The sequence below is a fragment of the Gimesia alba genome, assembly GCF_007744675.1.
Taxonomy (GTDB): Bacteria; Planctomycetota; Planctomycetia; order Planctomycetales; family Planctomycetaceae; genus Gimesia; species Gimesia alba.
In genome coordinates this window covers 3,995,913-4,017,122 of record NZ_CP036269.1, presented here as the reverse complement: position 1 = coordinate 4,017,122, position 21,210 = coordinate 3,995,913, and the positions used below count along the sequence as shown (strand labels likewise).

15 protein-coding genes and 1 tRNA gene are annotated in these 21,210 nt (G+C 47.5%); 1 reads left to right on the top strand and 15 read right to left on the bottom strand.

Features of this window, described 5'->3' with window-relative positions:
- Window position 1 precedes the first annotated feature (1 nt).
- From Pan241w_RS15005 to Pan241w_RS14965, 9 genes are all read right to left on the bottom strand, one after another.
- Entirely contained in the window at window positions 2-1,126 is a 1,125-nt protein-coding gene (locus Pan241w_RS15005; protein ID WP_145217280.1) for a DegT/DnrJ/EryC1/StrS family aminotransferase, read from the bottom strand.
- On the bottom strand, window positions 1,110-3,182 hold the full coding sequence (locus tag Pan241w_RS15000) for a glucosyltransferase domain-containing protein (RefSeq protein WP_145217277.1): 2,073 nt from the start codon (window positions 3,180-3,182) through the stop codon (window positions 1,110-1,112). The genes Pan241w_RS15005 and Pan241w_RS15000 overlap by 17 nt, the downstream gene beginning before the upstream one ends.
- Window positions 3,183-3,263: 81 nt before the next feature.
- On the bottom strand, window positions 3,264-4,622 hold the full coding sequence (locus Pan241w_RS14995) for an ABC transporter ATP-binding protein (protein WP_145217275.1): 1,359 nt from the start codon (window positions 4,620-4,622) through the stop codon (window positions 3,264-3,266).
- Window positions 4,612-5,358, bottom strand: coding sequence for an ABC transporter permease (locus tag Pan241w_RS14990; protein WP_232107156.1), 747 nt, complete (start codon window positions 5,356-5,358; stop codon window positions 4,612-4,614). Before Pan241w_RS14990 ends, Pan241w_RS14995 begins: the two co-directional genes overlap by 11 nt.
- A 272-nt stretch (window positions 5,359-5,630) precedes the next feature.
- Window positions 5,631-6,515 (bottom strand): glucose-1-phosphate thymidylyltransferase RfbA, encoded by an 885-nt coding sequence (gene rfbA / locus Pan241w_RS14985; protein WP_145223407.1) that lies wholly within the window; start codon window positions 6,513-6,515, stop codon window positions 5,631-5,633.
- An 821-nt stretch (window positions 6,516-7,336) separates the two neighbouring features.
- Window positions 7,337-7,410: transfer RNA gene (locus Pan241w_RS14980), tRNA-Pro, on the bottom strand.
- A 161-nt stretch (window positions 7,411-7,571) separates the two neighbouring features.
- Window positions 7,572-8,597, bottom strand: a complete 1,026-nt coding sequence (locus tag Pan241w_RS14975) for a tetratricopeptide repeat protein (RefSeq protein WP_197999941.1) — start codon at window positions 8,595-8,597, stop codon at window positions 7,572-7,574.
- A gap of 297 nt (window positions 8,598-8,894) precedes the next feature.
- Complete coding sequence (locus Pan241w_RS14970) at window positions 8,895-11,255, bottom strand: hypothetical protein (protein ID WP_145217266.1); 2,361 nt, start codon at window positions 11,253-11,255, stop codon at window positions 8,895-8,897.
- A gap of 175 nt (window positions 11,256-11,430) precedes the next feature.
- Window positions 11,431-12,240: a DUF1573 domain-containing protein gene (locus Pan241w_RS14965; protein ID WP_145217263.1), complete on the bottom strand. Its 810-nt coding sequence runs from the start codon at window positions 12,238-12,240 to the stop codon at window positions 11,431-11,433.
- A 454-nt stretch (window positions 12,241-12,694) separates the two neighbouring features.
- Here Pan241w_RS14965 and Pan241w_RS14960 point away from each other — a divergent pair, with 454 nt between their 5' ends.
- Window positions 12,695-12,883, top strand: a complete 189-nt coding sequence (locus tag Pan241w_RS14960; protein WP_145217260.1) for a hypothetical protein — start codon at window positions 12,695-12,697, stop codon at window positions 12,881-12,883.
- 136 nt (window positions 12,884-13,019) lie between these two features.
- Here the strand turns inward: Pan241w_RS14960 and Pan241w_RS14955 are convergent, their stop codons facing one another.
- The 6 genes from Pan241w_RS14955 to leuC form a co-directional block, all read right to left on the bottom strand.
- A complete protein-coding gene (locus Pan241w_RS14955; protein ID WP_145217258.1) occupies window positions 13,020-14,291 on the bottom strand; it encodes an MFS transporter in 1,272 nt (423 codons plus the stop codon).
- Window positions 14,292-14,407: 116 nt separating this feature from the next.
- Window positions 14,408-15,955, bottom strand: a complete 1,548-nt coding sequence (locus Pan241w_RS14950; protein WP_145217255.1) for a Gfo/Idh/MocA family protein — start codon at window positions 15,953-15,955, stop codon at window positions 14,408-14,410.
- Between the two features lie 133 nt (window positions 15,956-16,088).
- Window positions 16,089-17,321, bottom strand: a complete 1,233-nt coding sequence (locus Pan241w_RS14945) for a hypothetical protein (protein WP_145217252.1) — start codon at window positions 17,319-17,321, stop codon at window positions 16,089-16,091.
- A 349-nt stretch (window positions 17,322-17,670) separates the two neighbouring features.
- Entirely contained in the window at window positions 17,671-18,777 is a 1,107-nt protein-coding gene (locus tag Pan241w_RS14940) for an FAD:protein FMN transferase (RefSeq protein WP_145217248.1), read from the bottom strand.
- A 99-nt stretch (window positions 18,778-18,876) separates the two neighbouring features.
- Window positions 18,877-19,467 (bottom strand): 3-isopropylmalate dehydratase small subunit, encoded by a 591-nt coding sequence (gene leuD / locus Pan241w_RS14935; protein WP_145217246.1) that lies wholly within the window; start codon window positions 19,465-19,467, stop codon window positions 18,877-18,879.
- A 59-nt stretch (window positions 19,468-19,526) separates the two neighbouring features.
- Entirely contained in the window at window positions 19,527-20,948 is a 1,422-nt protein-coding gene (gene leuC, locus Pan241w_RS14930; RefSeq protein WP_145217244.1) for a 3-isopropylmalate dehydratase large subunit, read from the bottom strand.
- Window positions 20,949-21,210 lie beyond the last annotated feature (262 nt).

The following is a 21,210-nucleotide window of genomic DNA, read 5'->3' as shown; positions in this document are numbered from 1 at the left end:
TTCATTGATCCTTTGTGATTTCTGAAATTTTCGACTGGAAAATCTGCCTGATATGGTCCAACTCTACACTAGTGATCCCAGTATAGCATGGTAATGAAAAGATTTCTTGAGTGGCCTGATTCGAATAAGTCAGTTCGAGTGAACGATACGATTTATTCTTCATCGATTGTTGATCTAAGTCCAGAATGGGGTAGTGAATGTCCGTAGCAATTCCGTTCGCATTCAGAGTCTTGCAAATTTTCTCCCGATTTTTATTCCGAACGACAAACAGGTGGCTGACATGATCATCACAGGGAGTCGTAACGACATCAACGATCCCTTGGCAGGACTCATGAAGATGAGCGCAGATCTCTTGTCGTCTCTGATTGTAGGCGTCAAGTTGCTTTAACTTAACGCGAAGAATGGCAGCTTGGATTTCATCGAGACGACTATTCTGGCCATCGGAGACTGTGCTGCAATATTTTGAAGTCCAGCCATACTGTCGTAACGATTTGCATCGCTCAGCTAAATTATCACACGATGTTGTGATCGCTCCCCCATCTCCGAGCGCGCCTAAGTTTTTGGTCGGATAAAAACTGAAAGTGGCGATATCACCAAGTGCCCCCACTTTTTTCCCGTGGGAAGTCGCACCATGTGCCTGTGCACAGTCTTCGAGAATTTTCACTTCGGTATGCCGGGCGGCATCTAAGGCTGCTCTTAGTTGTTTGATGTCAACAGCTTGGCCATAGAGATGAGTGGCGATGACACATTTTGTTTTTGGTGACACTGCTGAAGAAATCTGGTCAACGTTCAACAACAGGCGATTTTCGTCAACATCGATGTAGACTGGTGTTGCTCCAACCAGATTACATGCGGTTGTGGAATAACCTCCGGCATTGGCGACTGTGATGACTTCGTCACTCTCGCCAATATCTAAAGCACGAAGTGCAATTTCCAGCGCATCTGTCCCATTGCCGACAGTGTAGCAGTATTTTGCATTACAGTACGCGGCAAACTCTTCTTCAAAAGTAGTGACATTATTTCCCAGGATATAAATACCACTTTCGAGCACATTTTTGATAGCTGCGTTGATTTCAAGAGAAAGCTCGTCATTTTCCCTTTTGGGCTGATTAAAGAGAATTTTCATTTGGTTTATACATCTCTAAAATTTTGATCTGAAAAATTCCGGGTACGCTTCCGGGATCGATTCTCAAAGACTCTTCCAGAAGTGGGACAGGTACTGAAAACAGCAGGTCATTGATCCCCTTGTCTAACTTAACCTGAATCTGATTGGGACCTGAATAATCAGTATCACCAGGGTAGCGATAAAACAGAAACATCGTGGTGTCTTGAGGTGCTTCAAGGACAATGTGCATCAGTACCCAATCCATGCTCAATTGATCTATTTTCGGTAAGATGATTTGTGCTGGAGCCGTCGGGGAATCGAGAACGATCTCTTCTGCTTCAGTTTTGTATGTTGCATTGAGAAATTGAGTTTTATTTAAATGATCATTTAGTCGGAATACTGGCTGTTTCTGATCGATATCGATTCCAGAGTTTTGGTCGAGAATTTTAATTCCCCCCTTACCGGGATTGTAAATGATTCGACAGAGCGCACAAGGGGGAGCATCAGCACAAAGCGGAACGAGTTGTGAATTCGTGTAATTTCCGAGTTTAACAATCGATACTCCATTTTTTAGTGCAACTGACCCAGCCTGTGGCCAGATAGGCATCGTATCGGCAAACTTCATAATCGATCGTTGTTGTTCTAAGGTTGCTGGCTCGTATTCGTCAATTCCCATTGATCGCATCAGTGATAAGACTCTATGAACGTTTCCCTGGTCCCAATTGTAAAAAGAGGCACCGATGGTCTGTCTCTCAACAATCAATGGATACTTGGGACGCGATATATTTCCCACTAATGCATAAACACGTTTACTGGTACTTTTCTCTTCCTGCCCGTAATCAAGTTCATCCAGCCGATTCAGTATTCGTATGCTGAGAGTTCGGTCTGCCTGCCAGGAGATATAATCCGCGAAAGCAAATCGATTATTGATTGTGATAAATTGAAATGTTGTCGCACACACAAGGAGAATAATGACTAATCTCAGAATAATTGAAGGGGCAGAGAGTGAAAGAAAAACAAACCCACTCAAGACCAGGGGCACTGCCAGCAATGCTCTGGTTGGCATGACTCCTCCACTGATGAGATTGAGGGAAAAAGGGGCTGCCAAAATAAATATCACTATCAGGAGTCCTGATATCTTAGTTGATAGAGGTTGTTTTGTTTTAAGAACTTGAAATATCAGTGAGAAAAGAGTTATAAAAAACAGTAGAAAGAGAGATGAGACATTTTGATCATAGATATCATTTTTGCCTAGATAATGATTCTTCATTGAATAAATTGTTTGTTTAAAAGTCTGTAGCAAATAGTTCAGGCTCAATTCATATTTGACGAATCCATCAATGTAATCTTGCGAATTTAATTTGAGTGCGACCCGAAAACCTTTCGAAATCAAATAATAGAATACCAGTCCAGAAACCAGTAGCGCTGTAAATGAAACGAAAGCCTTGAGTATTTCTTTGAGGGTGACTTTTGATTCAAAGATCAGTCGCAGTGTTGAAAAGCAGAATAAGACAAAAATCCAAGGGAGAAAGGCCTGGTAGATTCCGATTGAAAACGCAATTAATAGTGCAGGAATTAACCATCCGCTTATTCCCTGGCGATGGGTAAATAAATAGATCGCCAGAGCGGAAGCTAGGAATCCAATTCCAATCCCAAAGTTCAATGTATTGAAGCTATAAACGTAATATAAGGTTGGGCAAGCGATAAACAGAGGGGCAGCCCAGAAATCATTAATTGTCCTGTTGGAAGAAAATAATCGTACAACTAGTGAAAAAGCCAACGCTGAACAGACCAGCGTGAAGAAAAGGGGAGCGAAGGGGACGATTGGATTCACGGGATATAGATGACTGAGTAAGTACATTGACCAGCGCCCCTGTCTGACCCATTCATCGCTTAATAAAGGGCTAGATCGTTCAGCATAAAATTCTTCATCTACCGACAATGTGAAATTGAACAGCTCATACGCAAATGACGCGAAGCAGAGGACTAGGAGATAGCTTAACCAGTGGTGCTCTTTTTTAATCCAAGTGGTTATTTCGATTTGTATGTGAGATAAGTGACTATTTAACTTATCCATGTCGACAACCTTGAAATCATTTTTAAAAAAACTCTTAGATCATACAACTTATGGGAACTATTATGAGCTAAGGTCTCTAAGTCATTCTTGAGTTAAAAACTGTATATCGATCATGGGCAGCCCGAGCAGACCATGTACGATGCTACTAGCTTCCGATTTAAATATCACGGCATCATGGAACCAAACATGTTGTATGTGATCACTCTGAGTTCCATTTGCCACGGAGACCGTTACCGAATATTCCCCCACTGGTAGTAACGGAAAGCGAAAAGTAAATACAGCAGAGAACTGATTCCCCGACGAAACTGGATCTGTTCCAATCAAACATGTGTTATCACCAAAGAGGTTTTGCCCCAATCGATCTTTGATGAAAAAACCAACGATGGGAGAGTCTAGGTCCTCTTTCGCGACTGCGGTAACCAATAGACTGGCTATCTCTCCTCCGACAACCCACGAAAGTTTTTCTCGCTGTTCGTTGCAGAGGGCGATGTCAATGATTTCTGCTCCCCCCGCACCAAAACTATCCGCATTCGGGTCAAACTCTAATAGTTGAATATCATTCCGGTATTGAGTTGTATTAAGAAATGCAAGCCGACCGTCTACTAATTCCTGACTAGGGTCTTTTTTTGATTTTCTATCAGAAAATGTAGAGATCTGATTCTGGTTCGTTTGTATGTTCTGTTGACCTGCATACACTCCTTCAAAATACTTTTCGCAGACGGTTTTGGCATCCGCGGCAATTTTCACTTTTCCTTTTTCCAGCCAAACAGCCCGCTCACAGAGATTTGTTACTGCCGAATTGTCATGGCTGACGAATAATAGTGTTCCGTGTTTCATAAATGTACGCAAAAACCGCATACATTTTTGAGTAAAGAAGGCATCGCCCACTGACAGTGCTTCGTCGATGATTAAAATATCTGCATCGACGTGAGCAATCACAGCAAAGGCCAGTCTGACATACATCCCACTCGAATAAGATTTCACTGGCTGGTCTATAAAATCTCCAATTTCTGCGAAGGCGGCGATTTGGTCAAAGCGATCTTCAATTTCTGTTTTGCTTAACCCCAGTATTGCCCCATTCATAAAGACGTTTTCACGTCCGGTGAATTCGGGATTGAAACCTGAACCAAGTTCCAGCAGGGCAGCAATTCGACCGTTAATATTAACGGTGCCGAACGTGGGGGTCATTGTTCCACAAATGATCTGGAGCAACGTTGATTTCCCGGCGCCATTACGGCCGATTATGCCGACAGTCTCGCTTTTCTTGATTTCCAGAGTGATGTCTTCGAGTGCTTTAAACTCTTTATAAAACTGCTTTTTACCGCGAAATAGTCCCTGCATCAGCCGGTGATGAGGTTTGTCGTAAATCTGGAAATGCTTGCTGACGCCTTCCAGTTTGATTGCGATCTTGTTTTCAGGTGTATTCCCGTCAGAGGACATCTGCGAATCCCCTGCGTGTTTTCTGGAATGCGGAAAAACCCAGCCAGGCGACAAATAAGCTGATGATGAAAGACAGGAGTAATCCATTCCAGTCGGGCAGTTGTCCCCACATGAGGACGGCTCTTGACTGTTCAATGATGAATGTAAGCGGATTGGCATAAAGAATGGGTTGGAAACGCTCTGGAATATTTGAAATGGGGTAGAAGACCGGGGACATGAATAATAACACGGTCGTGAATACTCCGGTAACCTGACCCACGTCTCTTAGGTAAACTCCCAATGCTGCTAAAAACCAGGTGAGGCCCAAGGTGAAAAAAATAAGCGGTGCAAAAATCAATGGTAGAAACAGAGCAGTCCACTGGAAGGTATGATTGACGGCAATGAAGAATAGTCCCCAGACGATCAGGCTGATCAATGTGTGGAACAAAGTCGCTCCCATAGCCACCCAGGGTAAAATTTCCAAGGGGAACACGACTTTTTTTACATAGTTCACGTTGCTGAGGATCAAGGTGGGGGCGCGATTGACACTCTCTGCCAGCAAGCTGTGTACGATCATGCCAATAAAGAGTGCCAGGGCAAATTCCGTTTTACTGTCCGAACCAGTTTGCCAGCGTGCTTTAAAGGCGACACTAAAGACAAACGTGTAAACGGCCAACATAATCAATGGGTTAAAGAAAGACCAGGTCAGTCCCAGGATAGAACCTTTATATCTTCCAATGACATCGCGTTTGGTCATTTGCCAGATCAGCTGACGGTTCTTTATTAAACTATGAACCATCCCTAAGGGGTTCATTGATAATAAGGAATTTGGATTGATGACATCCCCTCCTTGTAATGTCCTGATTGCTTAATCGAGGCTGGTATGTCGCTCCTGTGCGTCAGCCTTATTTATCCTGGGACTTGTTTATTTTGAAAAAATAGTAAATCGAACCGGTTTTGGGAAGCGATGGTGGGCTGTTTCTCTAACTATTGGCTGCTCAAAAATGAATCTCGCATGAGAGGAAAACGCTATTCGTGCGAAAGTCCCGACATGATTTTGAGAAGGTATTGGCCATAATTTGTTTTGCCCAGCAGTTCAGCTTGTTGTACTAATTGGGCTTTTGTGATCCAGCCAGCCTGATAGGCGATCTCTTCTAAGCAGGCAATTTTCAGCCCCTGGCGTTTTTCAACCGTTTGGAAAAAATGACTTGCATCCTGCAAACTTTCATGTGTCCCGGTATCAAACCAGGCATGTCCCCGCCCTAGCAATTCGACATTTAAGTTTCCCCGCTGCAAATAGGCATTGTTCACAGACGTAATTTCCAGTTCACCGCGAGCAGAGGGTTTCACATTTTTGGCGATTTCAACGACATCATTATCGTAAAAATAGAGCCCTGTGACGGCGTAATTTGACTTTGGAACTTTGGGTTTCTCTTCAATGGAAATCGCACGTTTTTGACTGTCAAACTCAACGACTCCAAACCGTTCCGGATCATGCACCTGATATCCAAAGACAGTCGCTCCTGAGTCTCGTTTATAGGCCGTCAGTAAACTGTCGGTTAATCCATGGCCATAGAATATGTTGTCACCTAAAATGAGGCAAACTGGATCACTGCCAATGAAATCCTCTCCAATCAGAAAAGCTTGTGCGAGACCATCTGGTGAGGGCTGAGAAGCATATTCAAACTGCACGCCCCACTGCGTTCCTTCTTCTAAGAGGTCCTGAAACATGGGGAGGTCATGAGGTGTGGAAATGATTAGTATCTCTTTGATTCCTGCTAACATCAGGGATGAAAGGGGATAATAAATCATTGGCTTATCATAAATGGGGAGTAACTGTTTTGAAATGACCTTCGTAACAGGGTGTAGTCGAGTACCAGACCCTCCTGCCAAAATAATACCTTTTCTCGACATCATCTTCCCTAGAATATCTTGAGTGAGAGTTGTGAGAGCACTTCTGATTGACGCGAACGCTTTACCAGCTTCTCATGGACATATTTTGATTCAAGACTCGTATATTGACCCGGTCCAAATGGTGATCAATTTTGATAAACGTACTGATCATAAGCATTTAGTATTGAATATCACAAAATAAAGCAACAGGTTTTTAGCCATTTAGCAAAGAAATTTGCTCAGGCACCGATATTGACCTCATCTTGTTCCTCAAATCCAGAAATGGCTTTACTTTTTCCGGGTTCTGAGTGAGGAAAGGGGCTTGTTAAGCGTGAGGAACTTTTTTCTTGAGAGGGCGCGGGTTTCAGGGATGCAGGTGCATGGTGACAGGCTAACGTTTCCCGAAAATAGAGTTAATTGTACATCCGCCTTTGAGTTCGTTCCCACCGGAAAGAGATATTATGTCATTCTCCGGGCGAAATGAACTTCGGCTTCTCTGGGGCTGAAAAATAAGTCTGACCGGATAAATGACGTTTGGTTGAGGGGGGCATCACATCCATTATCAGGTACAGAATCATGAACAGTGTATCAGGCTCCGGGGTTGGTTAACGGATGCAAGGTCGAACAGATTTCTTGTGTATTCGGAAGCGAACCGTCTAGCAGCAGCCTTCAGAGGGCCCTTTGTGAGAGGCCATTTTGGTGTGGGGAGGGCAGGGGGACAATTTAGGGGGGCTCAGGGCGTAAAGATCCTACATGGAAAATTACACAATAACTGACCAGAGCGATCGGTCGGAAATATAAAAGGGTGCCATCATAAGAGGCCGTTGCAAACGGCTTAAAAGTCGGGATGACAAGATTTGAACTTGCGACCTCTGCGTCCCGAACGCAGCGCTCTACCAGGCTGAGCCACATCCCGCTGTGACTCTCATTCTAACAAGACGGCTTTTAGAATCAACGCAGGAGAGGGTAATCCTGTTTACTCTATTCGAACATCGTGTCAGGTTGATAAGGGCTTATATCCCAGGTTCCTCTGCACTGATTCAAACGACCGGTGTAAGGCGTGGATAGCAGCTCAGATTAGTAGGGTTGTACCACGGGGGCACCGGCTGTTGCCGGTTGTTCGGAAGGGTAATGGGCAGGGTCGACATTGATCGGTTCAGGAGAAGCGGCCATTGCAGGGACTCCCAGTTGGACTGGCTGACCTGCCACGCCGGGAGCGACCAGCATTGGTTGCGACGCCATTGATTGACTTGAGATCGCGGACGCATGGCTCATCTGGGGGGCATTCATCATGGCAATCGTGCCTGCTGACCCGCCGTTAGTGTAGGTTGGCAAGGGATGGGTAAAGCTGGCATTTGCTGTGCGAGTCTGATAGCGGAACAGGCTGTTGCCATTGCCAACTGGTCCATGTTCCCAGCCTTTGGCCACGATACGATTTTGAGGGCTGGATGTCGAATATGGTTTTTTAATGGAAGCAATCCGTGACTGGACCTGTGGTTGAAACCATTCAGAGTTCAAAGACTGCTTGTACATGGCCAATGCCTCTTCTGAGCGGCCTGTCTGCTGGTAAACCTGTCCTAAATGTGCAAGTACTTTGGGGTGATTAGGGTCGACATTGGATGCGGCTTTCAATGATTGCTCGGCACCAGTAATATCACCAGACTGTTCGAGCATCCAAGCCATTTCCAGATGCGATTCTGCAATATAAGGTTGAGTGTCTCGCCAAGCTGTGATGTGTTGGGCGGCTTCCTGTTGACGGCCCTGGCTGATCATTAACTCTGCCAATCCATGGTGAGAAGGTTGGTGCGAGGGATCAAGGCGTAGTGCGTTGCGATAGGTCTGTTCGGCCCCGGCCAGGTCGCCTTCTTTTTCCATTACGACAGCCAGGTTGTGAACGTAATCAGGATTTCCTGGGTTATCAGCAATCGCACGGGTGAATGCGGCGTGTGCTTGAGCATATTGGCCACGCTGGTAGTATCCATTTCCCATTTCATTACTGGCGACACCATGCATTGAATTGCATCCGGTTAATCCCAGTGCGCCCAGAGAAAATAAAAAGGCCAGATTGCTGATAAATGAGAGTTTGGTCCGAGTTGAGTGCATCGTGCACATCTCCATCGTTTGTAAGCATGCTTTCAGAATCCGTTTCTGAATTTCATGCTGCCGGAAAAATGGTTTGGAGAGGTTCTAAAAATGAAATGATTTATAATCATGAAATGAGGATGAGGAGTGTGTGGGAAAGATATCACCCCCTCGAATTTGCGGCAAGAGGAATTCGAGGTTTTTTCGCTGAAAATCTGGTGTGAAATTAAAAAAATGACGTGGCTAAGTATCTTCTGTAATAGAAGATAGATCGGGCACCTGCCAGCCTGAATCAGAGGCTGGCAGGAGAGTAATTGGTTATTGTTGTGGCGGGCTAACTGGCTTAATTGGAAGGGCCGGGGCGGCTTCTTCAGGTTCCAGTAAGGCACCGTGTTTTTCGATATGGGAAAACCAGCGTCGGGCCGTCGCGCGTCTTTGTGTTGGTGTGGCAATCGCCGAATAATCGATGTCGCGGCCTGTCAGCTGATTGATGTAGTTAAAGGCGAGTTCTCTGACAGCAACATGATTGTGTTCAAGCCATTCGACGAGTCTGCCTGAAATGAATCGATCCTGAGCGTCTTCTGGCTTAAATCCCCATAACAGTCGTTCCATTATTTCTGCCATCTCTGGCGAGAACTGTTTTTGCAAGGCTTCTTTCAGCAGGTCACCATTATTTGGATCGCGTGGCAGCCAGTTACGGATACCGTTAATGGCGGCAATGCGAGATTCGTGATGGTCCACTTCATCGAGTACTTTTACCAGAGACTGATAACGGTTGGTTAATGCCAGTGCTTTTGTGGCCAGGTCAGAAATGTTGGGTTTCACATCTTTTGTGATGGCAGGCATTGTGAGCGAGACAAGCTGGTCGTCATTCAGTTCTTTGACAAACGCAGCAATTAACCGTCGTGAAAGATAGGAGTTGTCTTTATAGTCCGGCTCAACCCAATGCGGGACGCGCAAGGGCTTCTGTTTGCCAGAGGGGTTAATCGTACCGGCGGCACGATCTTTGGCAGAGAGCGACATCCACTGGCCAGTGTCGATGGTATGGACTTTTCCTGTTCCATCAGAGAAACGAATCATTCCCGAGTAGGTGTAAAGGGTGCCGGTATAATTATTGGGGCCTAGTTTGTCATCTGGTTGGGTTGGCTGAACCGGATTGATTTCAATTCCACAAACGCTGTCTCTGGTTACGAGTTCAATCCGCCAGAGTTCATTATTTACCTTGATAGACAGAGTAGGGCCTGCTGCATCTTTCGCATCGTTCAGACCTCGTGAGGCTTCAATACGGATACGACCTTCCTGAATCTGGAAGCCCATGTCAGCCGCTTTGTTTTTGCCGATATAGGTCACCTCAGTGCCCGGTAGCAGTACTACTTTGCAGAAGGCTTCGGGAATGTTGATTCGTGCTGTGAACGGTTCGGGTGATGCGACAGGTGATCCCACCTGGATCGGGCTGACTTTTGAGCGAATTACCCAGTCATTTTTGTCTGCGAGTTCGTGTTTTTTGTCAACACTAGCCAGGAAAAAGCCATCTTCTGATTCGATTTGCGCAGCTGGCGCCTGCGCGGTCAGATCCGCTAATTCAATTTTTGGTGGTTGTGGCGTTTTGGGTTTCACGGTATTCGCTACAGCGACGCTGTTTTTATCGGGAGTACTAACGGGCGGAGTAGGAGTCGGTGTCTCTGGTGTTTTATCGTTTTGTGCGAGGGGGGGCGTTGCCGGAATCACGTTCGTCACCGGTGGTTCTGCTGGAACGACTTTTGTTGTTGCAACGCTTTCCGCATCAGCTGGCGGTGGCGCATCGAATGCAGGCGGTTTATTCTTCATCGGGAGAGGTTGATTGGTGTCTTCAGCATCGGAAGTCTTGGGAGCCGACTGGACAGGAATTTCAGCTTTCGATGAGTCTGTATCGGCTTCCGGCTCTGGTTGTTGGGCAGGAACAGAGAGATCGATTTCCTGATTTTCAGGGAGATTACTTGCCAATTGTGTCTGTGTGTCACGCCCAGAGAACAGTTTCGGGAAAAATGTCTCATCCCCAAAGAAGAGTCCTGCCCAGACCACACCAGCGAGCAAAACTAAAAAATAAGGGGTAAAGCGTTTCCAAAGTGGTTTGGTTTTCAGGTAATCTGGAATCCGAGAAGAAAATGGTTCGATGTCTTCTGCGGGGATGGTCTGCTGGCTGGCCGTGGTTTGATTTCTTATTGGAGTAGGGGCAGTCTGTTCGCCTGATTCCGGAGTGCTGGCGACCTGTTCTGATTCAGTGGCACTGGAAGTCTCTAGGGTGTGGTCACCAGAAATCGGACCGAGTGCATAGATGCGTTCTCTCGTGTTGGGGTTGATGGTTGCTGGTTCTCCTAGAACCAGCGTCAGGATTTGATGGGATGCTGCAACTTCGACCAGATTCACGTCTGAGTTCAGGCAGATTTTTTCAACATCAGCAACACTTTCCGGTGACAATGTATTATCGAGATATTCGGCAATCTGGTTAGGGTCCGGGTTCGAACCAGGGCCTTCGATTTCTGGTGCAGTCAGGCGGCGACGGCGCAGAACATCTTTGATTCGCTCAACAAGTGAAGAGGCATAGCTGCTTTCTTCCAGTTTCTGGCCAATCTCTTTGATTTGAGCTGGTTCGAGAACATCATCAAGGTAGGCAATTAATGTTCGCAGAGTTAAACGCATGAGGGCACCATCATCTTGATAGATAATTATGGGAATCCGAGAAAAACGGTCTCTACCATAATTAGTGGGCTGGTGAGCTGTATTCCGTACAAAAAAATGTCACGAAATTCGCAAATGCATAAAAGTTAACCTGTGTAGTTGCTTCGCAAGTCATTGGCGGATAGGTGCTTAAGCGTCAGTTCGCCTGGGGGGGGGCTGGTTTATTTTTTTGTGCGGTCTGTTGGTCTGGGCCTTGTATGATCAGTGGAACAAAGAGTTCGGGGAAGTCGGCGTCATTAGTTTTGATGACAATCAGACCGTTGTGTTTTCCTGGAGGAACCATGTTTTCGACAATCACTTCCAGTTTTTGTTGACGCAGTCCGTCTTTCAGTTCCAATTTGCCAAGTTCGACTTTGGCATACTTGGATGTACTCTCTGCACTGACGATTTCAAAGTCTTTACCGGATCGATAATCAGAGACTGTAATCGGGTGTATCGTGCGACCTGGTGTTAACTGGTAGATCACAAGCGCTTTCGGTTTTACGACGAGCCTGCGTACAGGAAGCTCCAGTTTGAGCGTCAACCTGGTGGTTCGTTCCTCGGTATCCTCGTATCGGAAATCAACAAAATATTCTTTCTGGCCGGGGGATTCTCCCGCAGTTTCCATTTTGAGTTGGAACTCTCCCACTTCATTGGGTTGGTAAACCTTCTTTTTCAATTGGGGATTCAGACAGCCACAGCTGGGGATGAGCTCTTTGACCGTGACGGTATGGTCACTGAGGTTTTTGAAGCGAAAACGGGCGCCGACAGTACGTGCTGTTTCTTTTACGAGTCCGGTATCGACCAGATACGTTTCAAATGCAAGGGCCGGTTTCGGTTTGCCAGCGAGTGAAGTTTGAACGCGTGAACCGGTCCCGTGAGCGATGATGGCGATGGCGAATGGCAGAATAGCCAGACTGAGCAGGGTGCGTCTGGTCCATTTTGATTGTGAGAATTTATCGCGCATGGCTTAGGTGCCTGTTAAAAAACTCGTTTGTATTTAAGGTTCAAACTGGTCGTATAATTAGCTAATTAGCAGATGATGTGATTTAGAGCAAGCCCGGGTTCTGGCTGCAGAGGACGAGGAAATTCAGGATGGCATCCCATCTTCAATCCTGAAATCGTACATTAAAACAGGGGAATGAGGCACTCACTCAAGGCCATTGCCGTCTGGGAAGAATCTGATGAAATGCACCTGTAACTGAACTCGTAAAACTGTCATCTCAAGAAAAGAAACCTGGGATTCCAACTCGATCCGATAATGAGAACAGATTACGAGCTTGTCAGAAATTTCGCAGGTTGCTAAATTTTGCCCACATTCTTCCAGGTCTGCCTTACAAGAGTCAGGGGATCAGAATTTGTGTTCAGGCTTGTTGAACTCTTTTTTTTGCTGCATTTATTATACTCAGGAGTTTTTCACCGTGTCGCATCACCCCAATCATCCACATCACGATAAAAAGAAAAAGAAGACGGAGATGCACAAAGACTGGCGAACATGGACTGTCGTGATCCTGATGCTTGCAGGCATGGCGGCTTATATTCTCACAAATGAAGAAGTATTAGTACCGGTTGATCAGCCGCCAGAGCCTATGGAAGCCATTGGAGAATAACGGTAAGCGATCACTGAATCAGGCACGGCTTGAGAGGGCGGTGAGCCAGGCAAGATGTGCTTTTCAAGGTTAGGAACAGATCTTTCGTAAAAGTGTTCCGTCGAGACTTATGGCCTTACGGCAGAACGATTCAAGCTTATGAGTCTTCATTTTTGTCGGTCGAGGTTTTCAACCCACTCATAAGAATGAGCCCCAGGAGCATGATTGCAGCACCTACCCAGTAGGGGGAAGTGATACTGCCTTCGATGGCGCCGTTTTGGGTTCCTTTAAACAGGATAATTCCTGCGAGCGGACCGAGAATACGAGCCAGTGCTGAGATACTCTGACCGACTCCCAGGACGCCTCCTTGCTGATCTTCTGAGGTATTCAATGATAACAGGGATTGCAGAGAAGGGGTGGTTGCTGAAAAGCCGATGACTGAGATGGGCAGCACGGCGTAGAGCAGCATGTATGATCCCGAGTTACCGGCGACACCGATCAGAAGCAGGCCAAGTACCATCAGGATGATCCCTGCCAGGCCCATTCGGTATTCGCCTACTTTGGGTATCAATCTTCTGACCAGAATTCCCTGACTGAGTGTTAAGATGAAACCGATGTAAGCAAAGATAAAAAAGTTACTGCGGGCAGCAAAACCCAACTCTTGAGTCAGCAGGGAAAGAGTCGATTCAAATTGTGCAAACGCGAATGTGGTTAAAAAACTGGTGAGCAGAATTAAGCCAATACATGGTCGTGACAGGGCATGTCGAAAGCTGGCGACATCAAACCAGTGATGGCGCTTTGCCAGTGATTCGGACGTTTGTTTGTTGAGCGACTCCGGCAGTTTGAAGATGGAGAGCAAGGCGGCCATTCCGGAAAGCACGCAGGCGACATAACCTGGTGCTGCACTGGGAGTCGCACCGGTTTCTGCAGAGACAAACGCAGCGCCGATCAATGGTCCAAAGGTGAAGCCGATTCCAAATGCCGCACCAATGAGTGCCATACCTTTGCCACGCTCTTTCGGGCCGGTGATGTCTGCGATATAGGCTTGTGCTGTGGGAATTGTGGCGCCGGCAATTCCAGCTCCGATGCGTGTGATAAACAACCACGACAAAGCGCCAATACCCAGAAACATGCCTTCTTTACCCAGCGATGTCGCGAAGCCGAACATGCCATAGAAGACGGTGGAACCTAATAATCCCAGGATCAGAATCGGGCGTCGACCGACGCGGTCGGAGATGCGCCCCCAGATCGGTGCGAAAATAAATTGCATCGCAGAAAATGATGCCATCAGCAGTCCCAGTGTGCCGCCACCTGCTTCAAAGTGCTCACCGTAACGAGGCAGTAATGGTAAGACGATTCCAAAACCAAGCAAATCAATAAAGACAGTGACAAATATAAGAAACAGGCCTGCCTTGCGTCCTTCCGACACGTGGGTCCCCTTTGAATATGAGCTCTGGTGTGATTAAAAGAAACAATGCCGAGGATGAGTTTCCTCGGCATTGCTGAATCATGATCGAATTAGACTTTGAATACAATAGACAACGGTTAGGCTGTTTTGTCTGCGAAGTCGTCTTCGGGAGTGGCTGGATTCTCGGGATCAAACCATTCCGGTTTGAACTCAATCCGAATCTTGTGCTTCATGGCCAGGTTTGAAGTCAAAGCCATGATGGCGTCCGCCATGGCAACGGTGCCGTTGCACTTCAGGCCGCCTTCGTAAGGGCCTTTGAAGTTGTTGGTGCGAATACAGTGAGCAAAATGCTCCATTTCTTCTGTGTATCCGCGGCTGATTTTATCACCCATCGCTTTGGTCGTGTCTGATGCGGCAGCAGAAGGTGCTGTAGTTTCATATGCATCCAAAACGGGACCACTGCCATCGCTGGATTTGATGACCCACAGTCGTTGATCCGGTCCGCCGCCACCGGTAGAGGGGCTGGCTTCTTTGAAGAGCAGAGCTTCTTTTTCTGTCTTCATGATCAGTGTACCACGGCTGCCCAGAACAGTTTCCCCGTAAGGTTCCCAGCGGTTGGTATTGATCGAAGAATAGGTCACGATACAGATATCACGTGGATTTGTTTCGGGGTCGTAGTGCGGACCGGGGAATTCGAAGGTCACATAAACATGATCGTCGATTTCGCGATCATCTTCCTGTTTATCCTTGGAGCCGATGCCCTTCACGCCATAGAAGTTTTTGCCGCCATAACCTTGAACGGCCAGGGGGTGAACTTTACCCAGGAAGATACTGCAGGCATCAAGCTGGTGGCTTCCCAGTTCTGCCATCAAGCCACCACCGGTTTTGTTATACAGACGCCAGTTGATCAGTTCATCCATGTTGTCGTAGCCGTACTCCTGGACTGTTTCAGCCAGTGCAGCCGTATCTTCTTTGGGGACACCCTTGCGCCAGCTGTCACGTCCCGGGAAGCTGTTGTTTCGATGCCATTGAGCGCGGATGTGACGAATGTCGCCGAGCAAGCCAGTCTTTACTAGTTGGTTCGCGTTGTCGTAAAGCACGCTGTAGTGGCGCTGGTGACCAACGGCCAGGAGCAAGTTCTTTTGTTTTGCTTTCTTGATGAGTTCTTTACACTCGGTAATATTGTGTGCCATCAATTTTTCAGAAAGCACATGCAGGCCGGCGTCGAGCGCCGCCATGGCAATCGGAGCGTGTTGGCTCAAGGGGACGGCGATCACAACTGCTTCCAGGCCGAGTTGGTCTTTAGCGGCGATCAGTTTTTTGTGATCGTCGAACTGTTTGATCTTTGATGCTTTTTCCTGGCCGAGCTTATTGATCAAGCCAACCCGATGCTCATTGCCATGTCCGTGAAATGCTTTGTGGCGATTGGAAGGACGCAGGTCGGCAATCGCGACAATTTCCATATATTCAGGCGGATGTTGTGTGATTAACACACTGCCCTCATCACCGGTTCCGATGAACCCGACTTTGACTGGCTCGCCCTTGAGCTTTTCATACCCAAAATAAGCGGCGCCTAAGCCTGTCGTCGCTGCAGCGGCTGTTGTGATGAAATCACGCCGTGTAAACGAAACTGCTTCGTTAAAGTTGTCTTTGCCGATTTGTTCCTGTTCGGGGGTTAATTGCATATCTTTTCTCCTGACACGCGACGCGTATCGATTACCGGTAGGGAGGAATAATTTGATTTATTATAGGCGGAAAACAAGGCGTTTGTTAGATGAACCCTCATTTCCTACGAAAATTTCAGTTGAATCAGTGAGTTTACTTTGTTGATTTTTTCTTTTTATGGAAAAAGCGATAAACCAGGCCATCGATCCCGAACCAGGTCCCCGTGGGCAAGGCCGCAATGGTCAATAGAGCCATGACTTCGATCAGGTTTTTGTTAACGATAAAACTGTGTTCAGGTCCTGGTGCTTCGGGAACTCCCGGCCAAGGAGGCATGACAAGATAGAAGGAAAGCAGCATTCCAGCAGCGGCAATTGCGGCGATCCTGGTACCGAAGCCGATCAGGAGTAACCCACCAAGAATCGTCAGGGCGGCAATCGTCATCATATTGACTCGATGGATTTCGGTATCTTCATGAGGGATCGGGCCTGCTGCCAATTGTTCCGGTGTCAGGAGCTTATTGGCTTCCGTTTCCATCTCGTCTTCCAAAGCACGAATCGGGTTGACCAACTCGGATTTCATTTGCTGGATTTCGGCCCAGATTTTATTCAGGTGGTCGACTTTGAATTGCTGGTCTGCTTGTGCCAGTTTTTGTTCGTAGCGATCGATCGCATTTTTGTATTGTTCGATTTTACCTATCCGTTTGCCGTCGATGGTGCCTTCCTGTTTGATATTAATCTGCCCAGCCAGTTCCGGGTTACCACGCAGAGAGGCCTGCATTTTTTCAATGTAGCTTAAACGTGCAGAGCGGGCGTAGGCTTTTTCAACCGCATCATAGTACTCGCGATCCAGAGCAGTTCCTCCTTCGAGCTTACCGTTGGGCCCTTTTTTCACAGGCACCATCTTTTGCAGGCGTTGTTTTTCTTTGGGCGTCAGATGCTGTTCACCGTCAATCAGCAGCAGTTTTCTTTTGGGGTCATATGACACAATACTTCCCAGGCTGCCATCGAATTTCACACTAGGGGGCAAAGCGCTCAGTTTAGCGGCAAAGTACTTATTGCCATGCACCATTTGATGCAGTTTTGATTTCTGTCCATCGGTCAGGTTGGGATAATGGTTCAGGAAACGTTGTTCCCAGGCGGCCCACTTGGCTTTGACTTTATCTGCATCCAGCCAGTTCAGGTCGTTGGGATCACCGGTCATGTTGCGGAAGTGATCGCGAAACGGACCTTTGGCATTATTCAGATAGCCGGCCGCCGTCCAGGGCCTGGTAGAGCTCAGGCTGTCAATTTTCCAGAGGCCCTCATACAGCAGTTGCCAGCCGATACAGAGTCGTAATACAACAATGAACAGGATTGCGATCCCAGTAATTTTCTTTAGATCTTGCACTCTTATAACCCTTTGTCATTTTAAGGGGATTTCAATATGTTGTTTGGTATTGTCTGTTATTCGGGAGACACTCGTATCGCTGACTTCTAAGCCTGATTTTATGCTTAAAGTCAACGATTCCTACTGTGTACCCCGTGATCACATGACGCCCGTTCTTTGGTGAAATCATTCAGTCAAAGAAAATGATTTTATGCGTGAGTATGTGATCCCTGTTTTTAAAAAGAACATGTGATCCCCGGTGTGGAGCCTGATTGAGTTCTGGTCATTCAATTCACAGCACTTTCGAATGTGCCACAGGATTGATACCAAGAACAAAGGCGTTCTTTTAATATTCCGTTATAGCGACTAATCATTGTGACAACAATTGGTCGCGATCCAGGAACAGAAACTCATTCGGAATTCCGCGAATTACCGGGGAGAGTTTTCGGCCTTGGGAGGGTGGTGGAATTAAAATCGTACCGACTTCACTATGATTATCGCAATACTCAAGAGCTTTTTCGATCCCGATTACGTAAAAAGCAGTTGAAAGTGCATCGGCTAAGGCGGCATTAGGGGCGATAACCGTTACAGACAGCAATTCCGAGACGGGCCAACCGGTTCGTGGGTCCAGAATGTGGCCGTAGCGTTTCCCTTCATGGCGAAAATGCTGTACTGAAGATCCGCTGGTCGACATGGAAGTGTTTTGCAGTAAAACAGTTCCCAGTCGTTGGCTTGTAAATAGCGGGTTTTTGATGCCGATGGGCCAGCCAGGAAGTTGGTTGTGTGTGCCGCGGGCCAGAATGCTGCTGAAACCACCATAAAATAGCCAGTTTTCCAGTTCCTGTTCTATCAGGAACTGTCCTGCGAGGTCCAAAGCGAATCCCTTGCCGATGCCTCCCAGATTGAGTTCATTTTCCGGCGAGTTATATTGAATGGTTTGTGCAGAATGATCGAAATGAAACTGGTCGATGCCGGTATGTTTAAGGCATTCATCAATTTCCTGTTGGGATGGGATGCGTCCCTGCTGTCTGCACTCTCTCCACAGCGTGATTAAAGGGCCTGAAGAAGGATCGAAGCCACCAGCGGTATCCAGGCAGATTTGTCGGGCTTGATCAAGAATTTCGAACAGTCGGGGGTCCATTTCAGCAGGCCCCGCTGCAGCCGCGGTATTCACACGCGACATCTCGCTGCTGGTCCTGTAAACCGTCATGAGCTGTTCCAGCTCATGCAGCAAGTCCAGCGCATCGGAAGCGTGCATGACCTGCTGGCTGGGTCCGGGGTTCATGACCACGGCAAATTCAGTAGCCATGGCCCGCGTGCTCAAGCGAATGGTTGAGCCACCGGTTGGTGCTGCGAAATCTTCCGTTGCTTCATTGAGGTAATCCGCGAGTTGGTCACCAGCTCGCTCCGCGGCTTGTTTTAGAACGCGACCGGTCAGGAAATCACGACGATTGCTGTTCGTTTTTTTCTCAGACATGAGCGCAGCTTGAAGTCATAGAGAATTGCCTGAGCGTCAACGTTAGTGTCACAATCATACCAGTCTGGTAATGGACTGTTTCAGCCGGATTGTTCCCGCTCAAGCAAAGGACGTAAAGTAAGGCACAGATGCAGCGCGTTCTTTGATTTCGGATTCACTCTTTAGCAACTGTGCTAAGAAGTCATAGGTGCCTGAGATCAAAGCAGCTCGCGCATTCTCGGGTAAAGTACAATCGAATTCCTGGTCGCCACAGCGGATTTTCATCGTGGTCAGGTCTACTGTGAGTTCCTGATCCGGATGGTCTTGGATTTCACGATTCAGGATCTCTAGTGTTTCGCGCGGGGCACACACAGCGGGAACTCCCAGTGAGGTGCAGTTTCCGAAAAAGATTTCTGCATAGGACTCGGCGATAATGGCCTTGATTCCCCAGCGAATCAATGACTGGGGGGCATGTTCGCGTGATGATCCACAGCCGAAGTTACGGCCACCCAGCAGGATTGAGGCATTTTGATATTGTGGTTTATCAAAGGGGTGATCCGGGTCTTGTATGCGATCATCTTCGAAGGCGTGTTCTCCCAGTCCTTCAAAGGTAACGCAACGTAAAAACCGTGCTGGGATGATGCGGTCTGTATCGATGTCATCCAGTAAGAGTGGGATGCCAGTTCCAGTGATGCTTTCAATTTTTGTCATTGATCTGTCTTTGTCGTTTTATTTTATGATAAGTGCTATTGGATTCAGATAAAGTGAGTTTAAGCTGTGACGGCGCTCAGCATTTCTCGCACATCGGTTACACAACCGTTGATGGCAGCGGCAGCGACCATGGTGGGGCTCATCAGCAGGGTTCGACCTGTCGGACTCCCTTGTCGGCCTTTGAAGTTCCGGTTACTGGACGAGGCACACAATTCATTGCCGACCAGTTTGTCCGGGTTCATCGCCAGGCACATGGAGCAACCAGCTTCCCGCCATTCAAATCCGGCCTCGATAAAGATTTTGTCCAGGCCTTCTTCCATAGCTTGTTTCCGAACGAGTTGTGAACCGGGCACGACCAGCGCTTTGACATGTTCAGAAACATGACGCCCCTCAACAACTTTGGCGGCTTCTCTCAGGTCGGAAATCCGTGAATTTGTGCAGGAACCAATGAAAGCGACGTCGATTTTCTGCCCTTTAATCGGCTGGTTTTCTTCGAGTTCCATATAACGAAACGCCTCTTTGATCAGCGTTTGTTCGTCTTCGGGATAGTCGGAAACCGGTGCGAGGCTCTCGGAGACTCCGACAGACTGGGCAGGGGTGATTCCCCAAGTGACTGTTGGTTCGATATCGGCTGCATCGAATTCAACCACGTCATCAAACTGGGCATCCGGGCCGGACGCCAGGCTGAGCCACCACTCAGCGGCCTTGTCGAAGGCTGCTCCCTCGGGAGTAAACGGGCGGCCTTTGAGATAATCGACGGTAGTCTGGTCGGGGTTGATGTAACCGCAACGGGCTCCCCCTTCAATACTCATGTTGCAGACGGTCATTCGCTCTTCCATCGACATGCGATCGAAGACATCACCGGCATATTCGTAGGCGTAACCAACACCACCTTGGACGCCCAACTTGCGGATGATGTAAAGGGTTACGTCTTTTGCGGTTACGCCGGGGCCAAGTTCTCCGTTAACTTTGACTTGCCGGACTTTGGGGCGTCCCAGAGCCATGGTCTGAGTGGCAAGGACATGGGCGACCTGGCTTGTTCCAATTCCCAGGGCAATGGAGCCAAACGCACCGTGAGTACTCGTATGGCTATCGCCACAGACAATGGTCATGCCGGGCTGCGTGAGCCCCTGCTCAGGACCGACTACATGGACGATTCCCTGGCGGACATCATCCACATCCAGCAGCGTGATGCCAAACTCACGACAGTTCTTTTCGATAGCGGACATCATCTGTTCTGCGAGATTGTCTTCGAACGGACGTGCCTGGTTTTGGGTGGGGACAATATGATCCACCGTTGCCATAGTTCGTTCAGGGAACATGACCTTCAGGCCACGGTCACGTAGCATCTCAAATGCCTGAGGGCTGGTGACCTCATGAATCAGGTGTAAACCAATTAGTAACTGGTCTTGGCCAGATTCAAGGGTTTTGACTGTGTGTAAGTCCCAAACTTTATCGAACAGGTTTTTTGTGTTACTCATCTTTTTCTTTATTTCGTTCCAACTCGAATTTTATAGACTGATGACATTTCAGCTACGATGATGTTTATTGCCAGAGATGTTTGGTGTGACACAATGGCAGGGCCAACGGTTCTTGTGTACTTGTGGACACAGGTCTTCCGGGGGAAAGATTGCAATCAAGAAATATACACAATCTGCTTCCTGAATATAAGGAATCCCAACCTGACAAATCCAAAAAAGCAGGGGCAATGACCGGGTAGACTCAAATAATCAGCAGAATCCA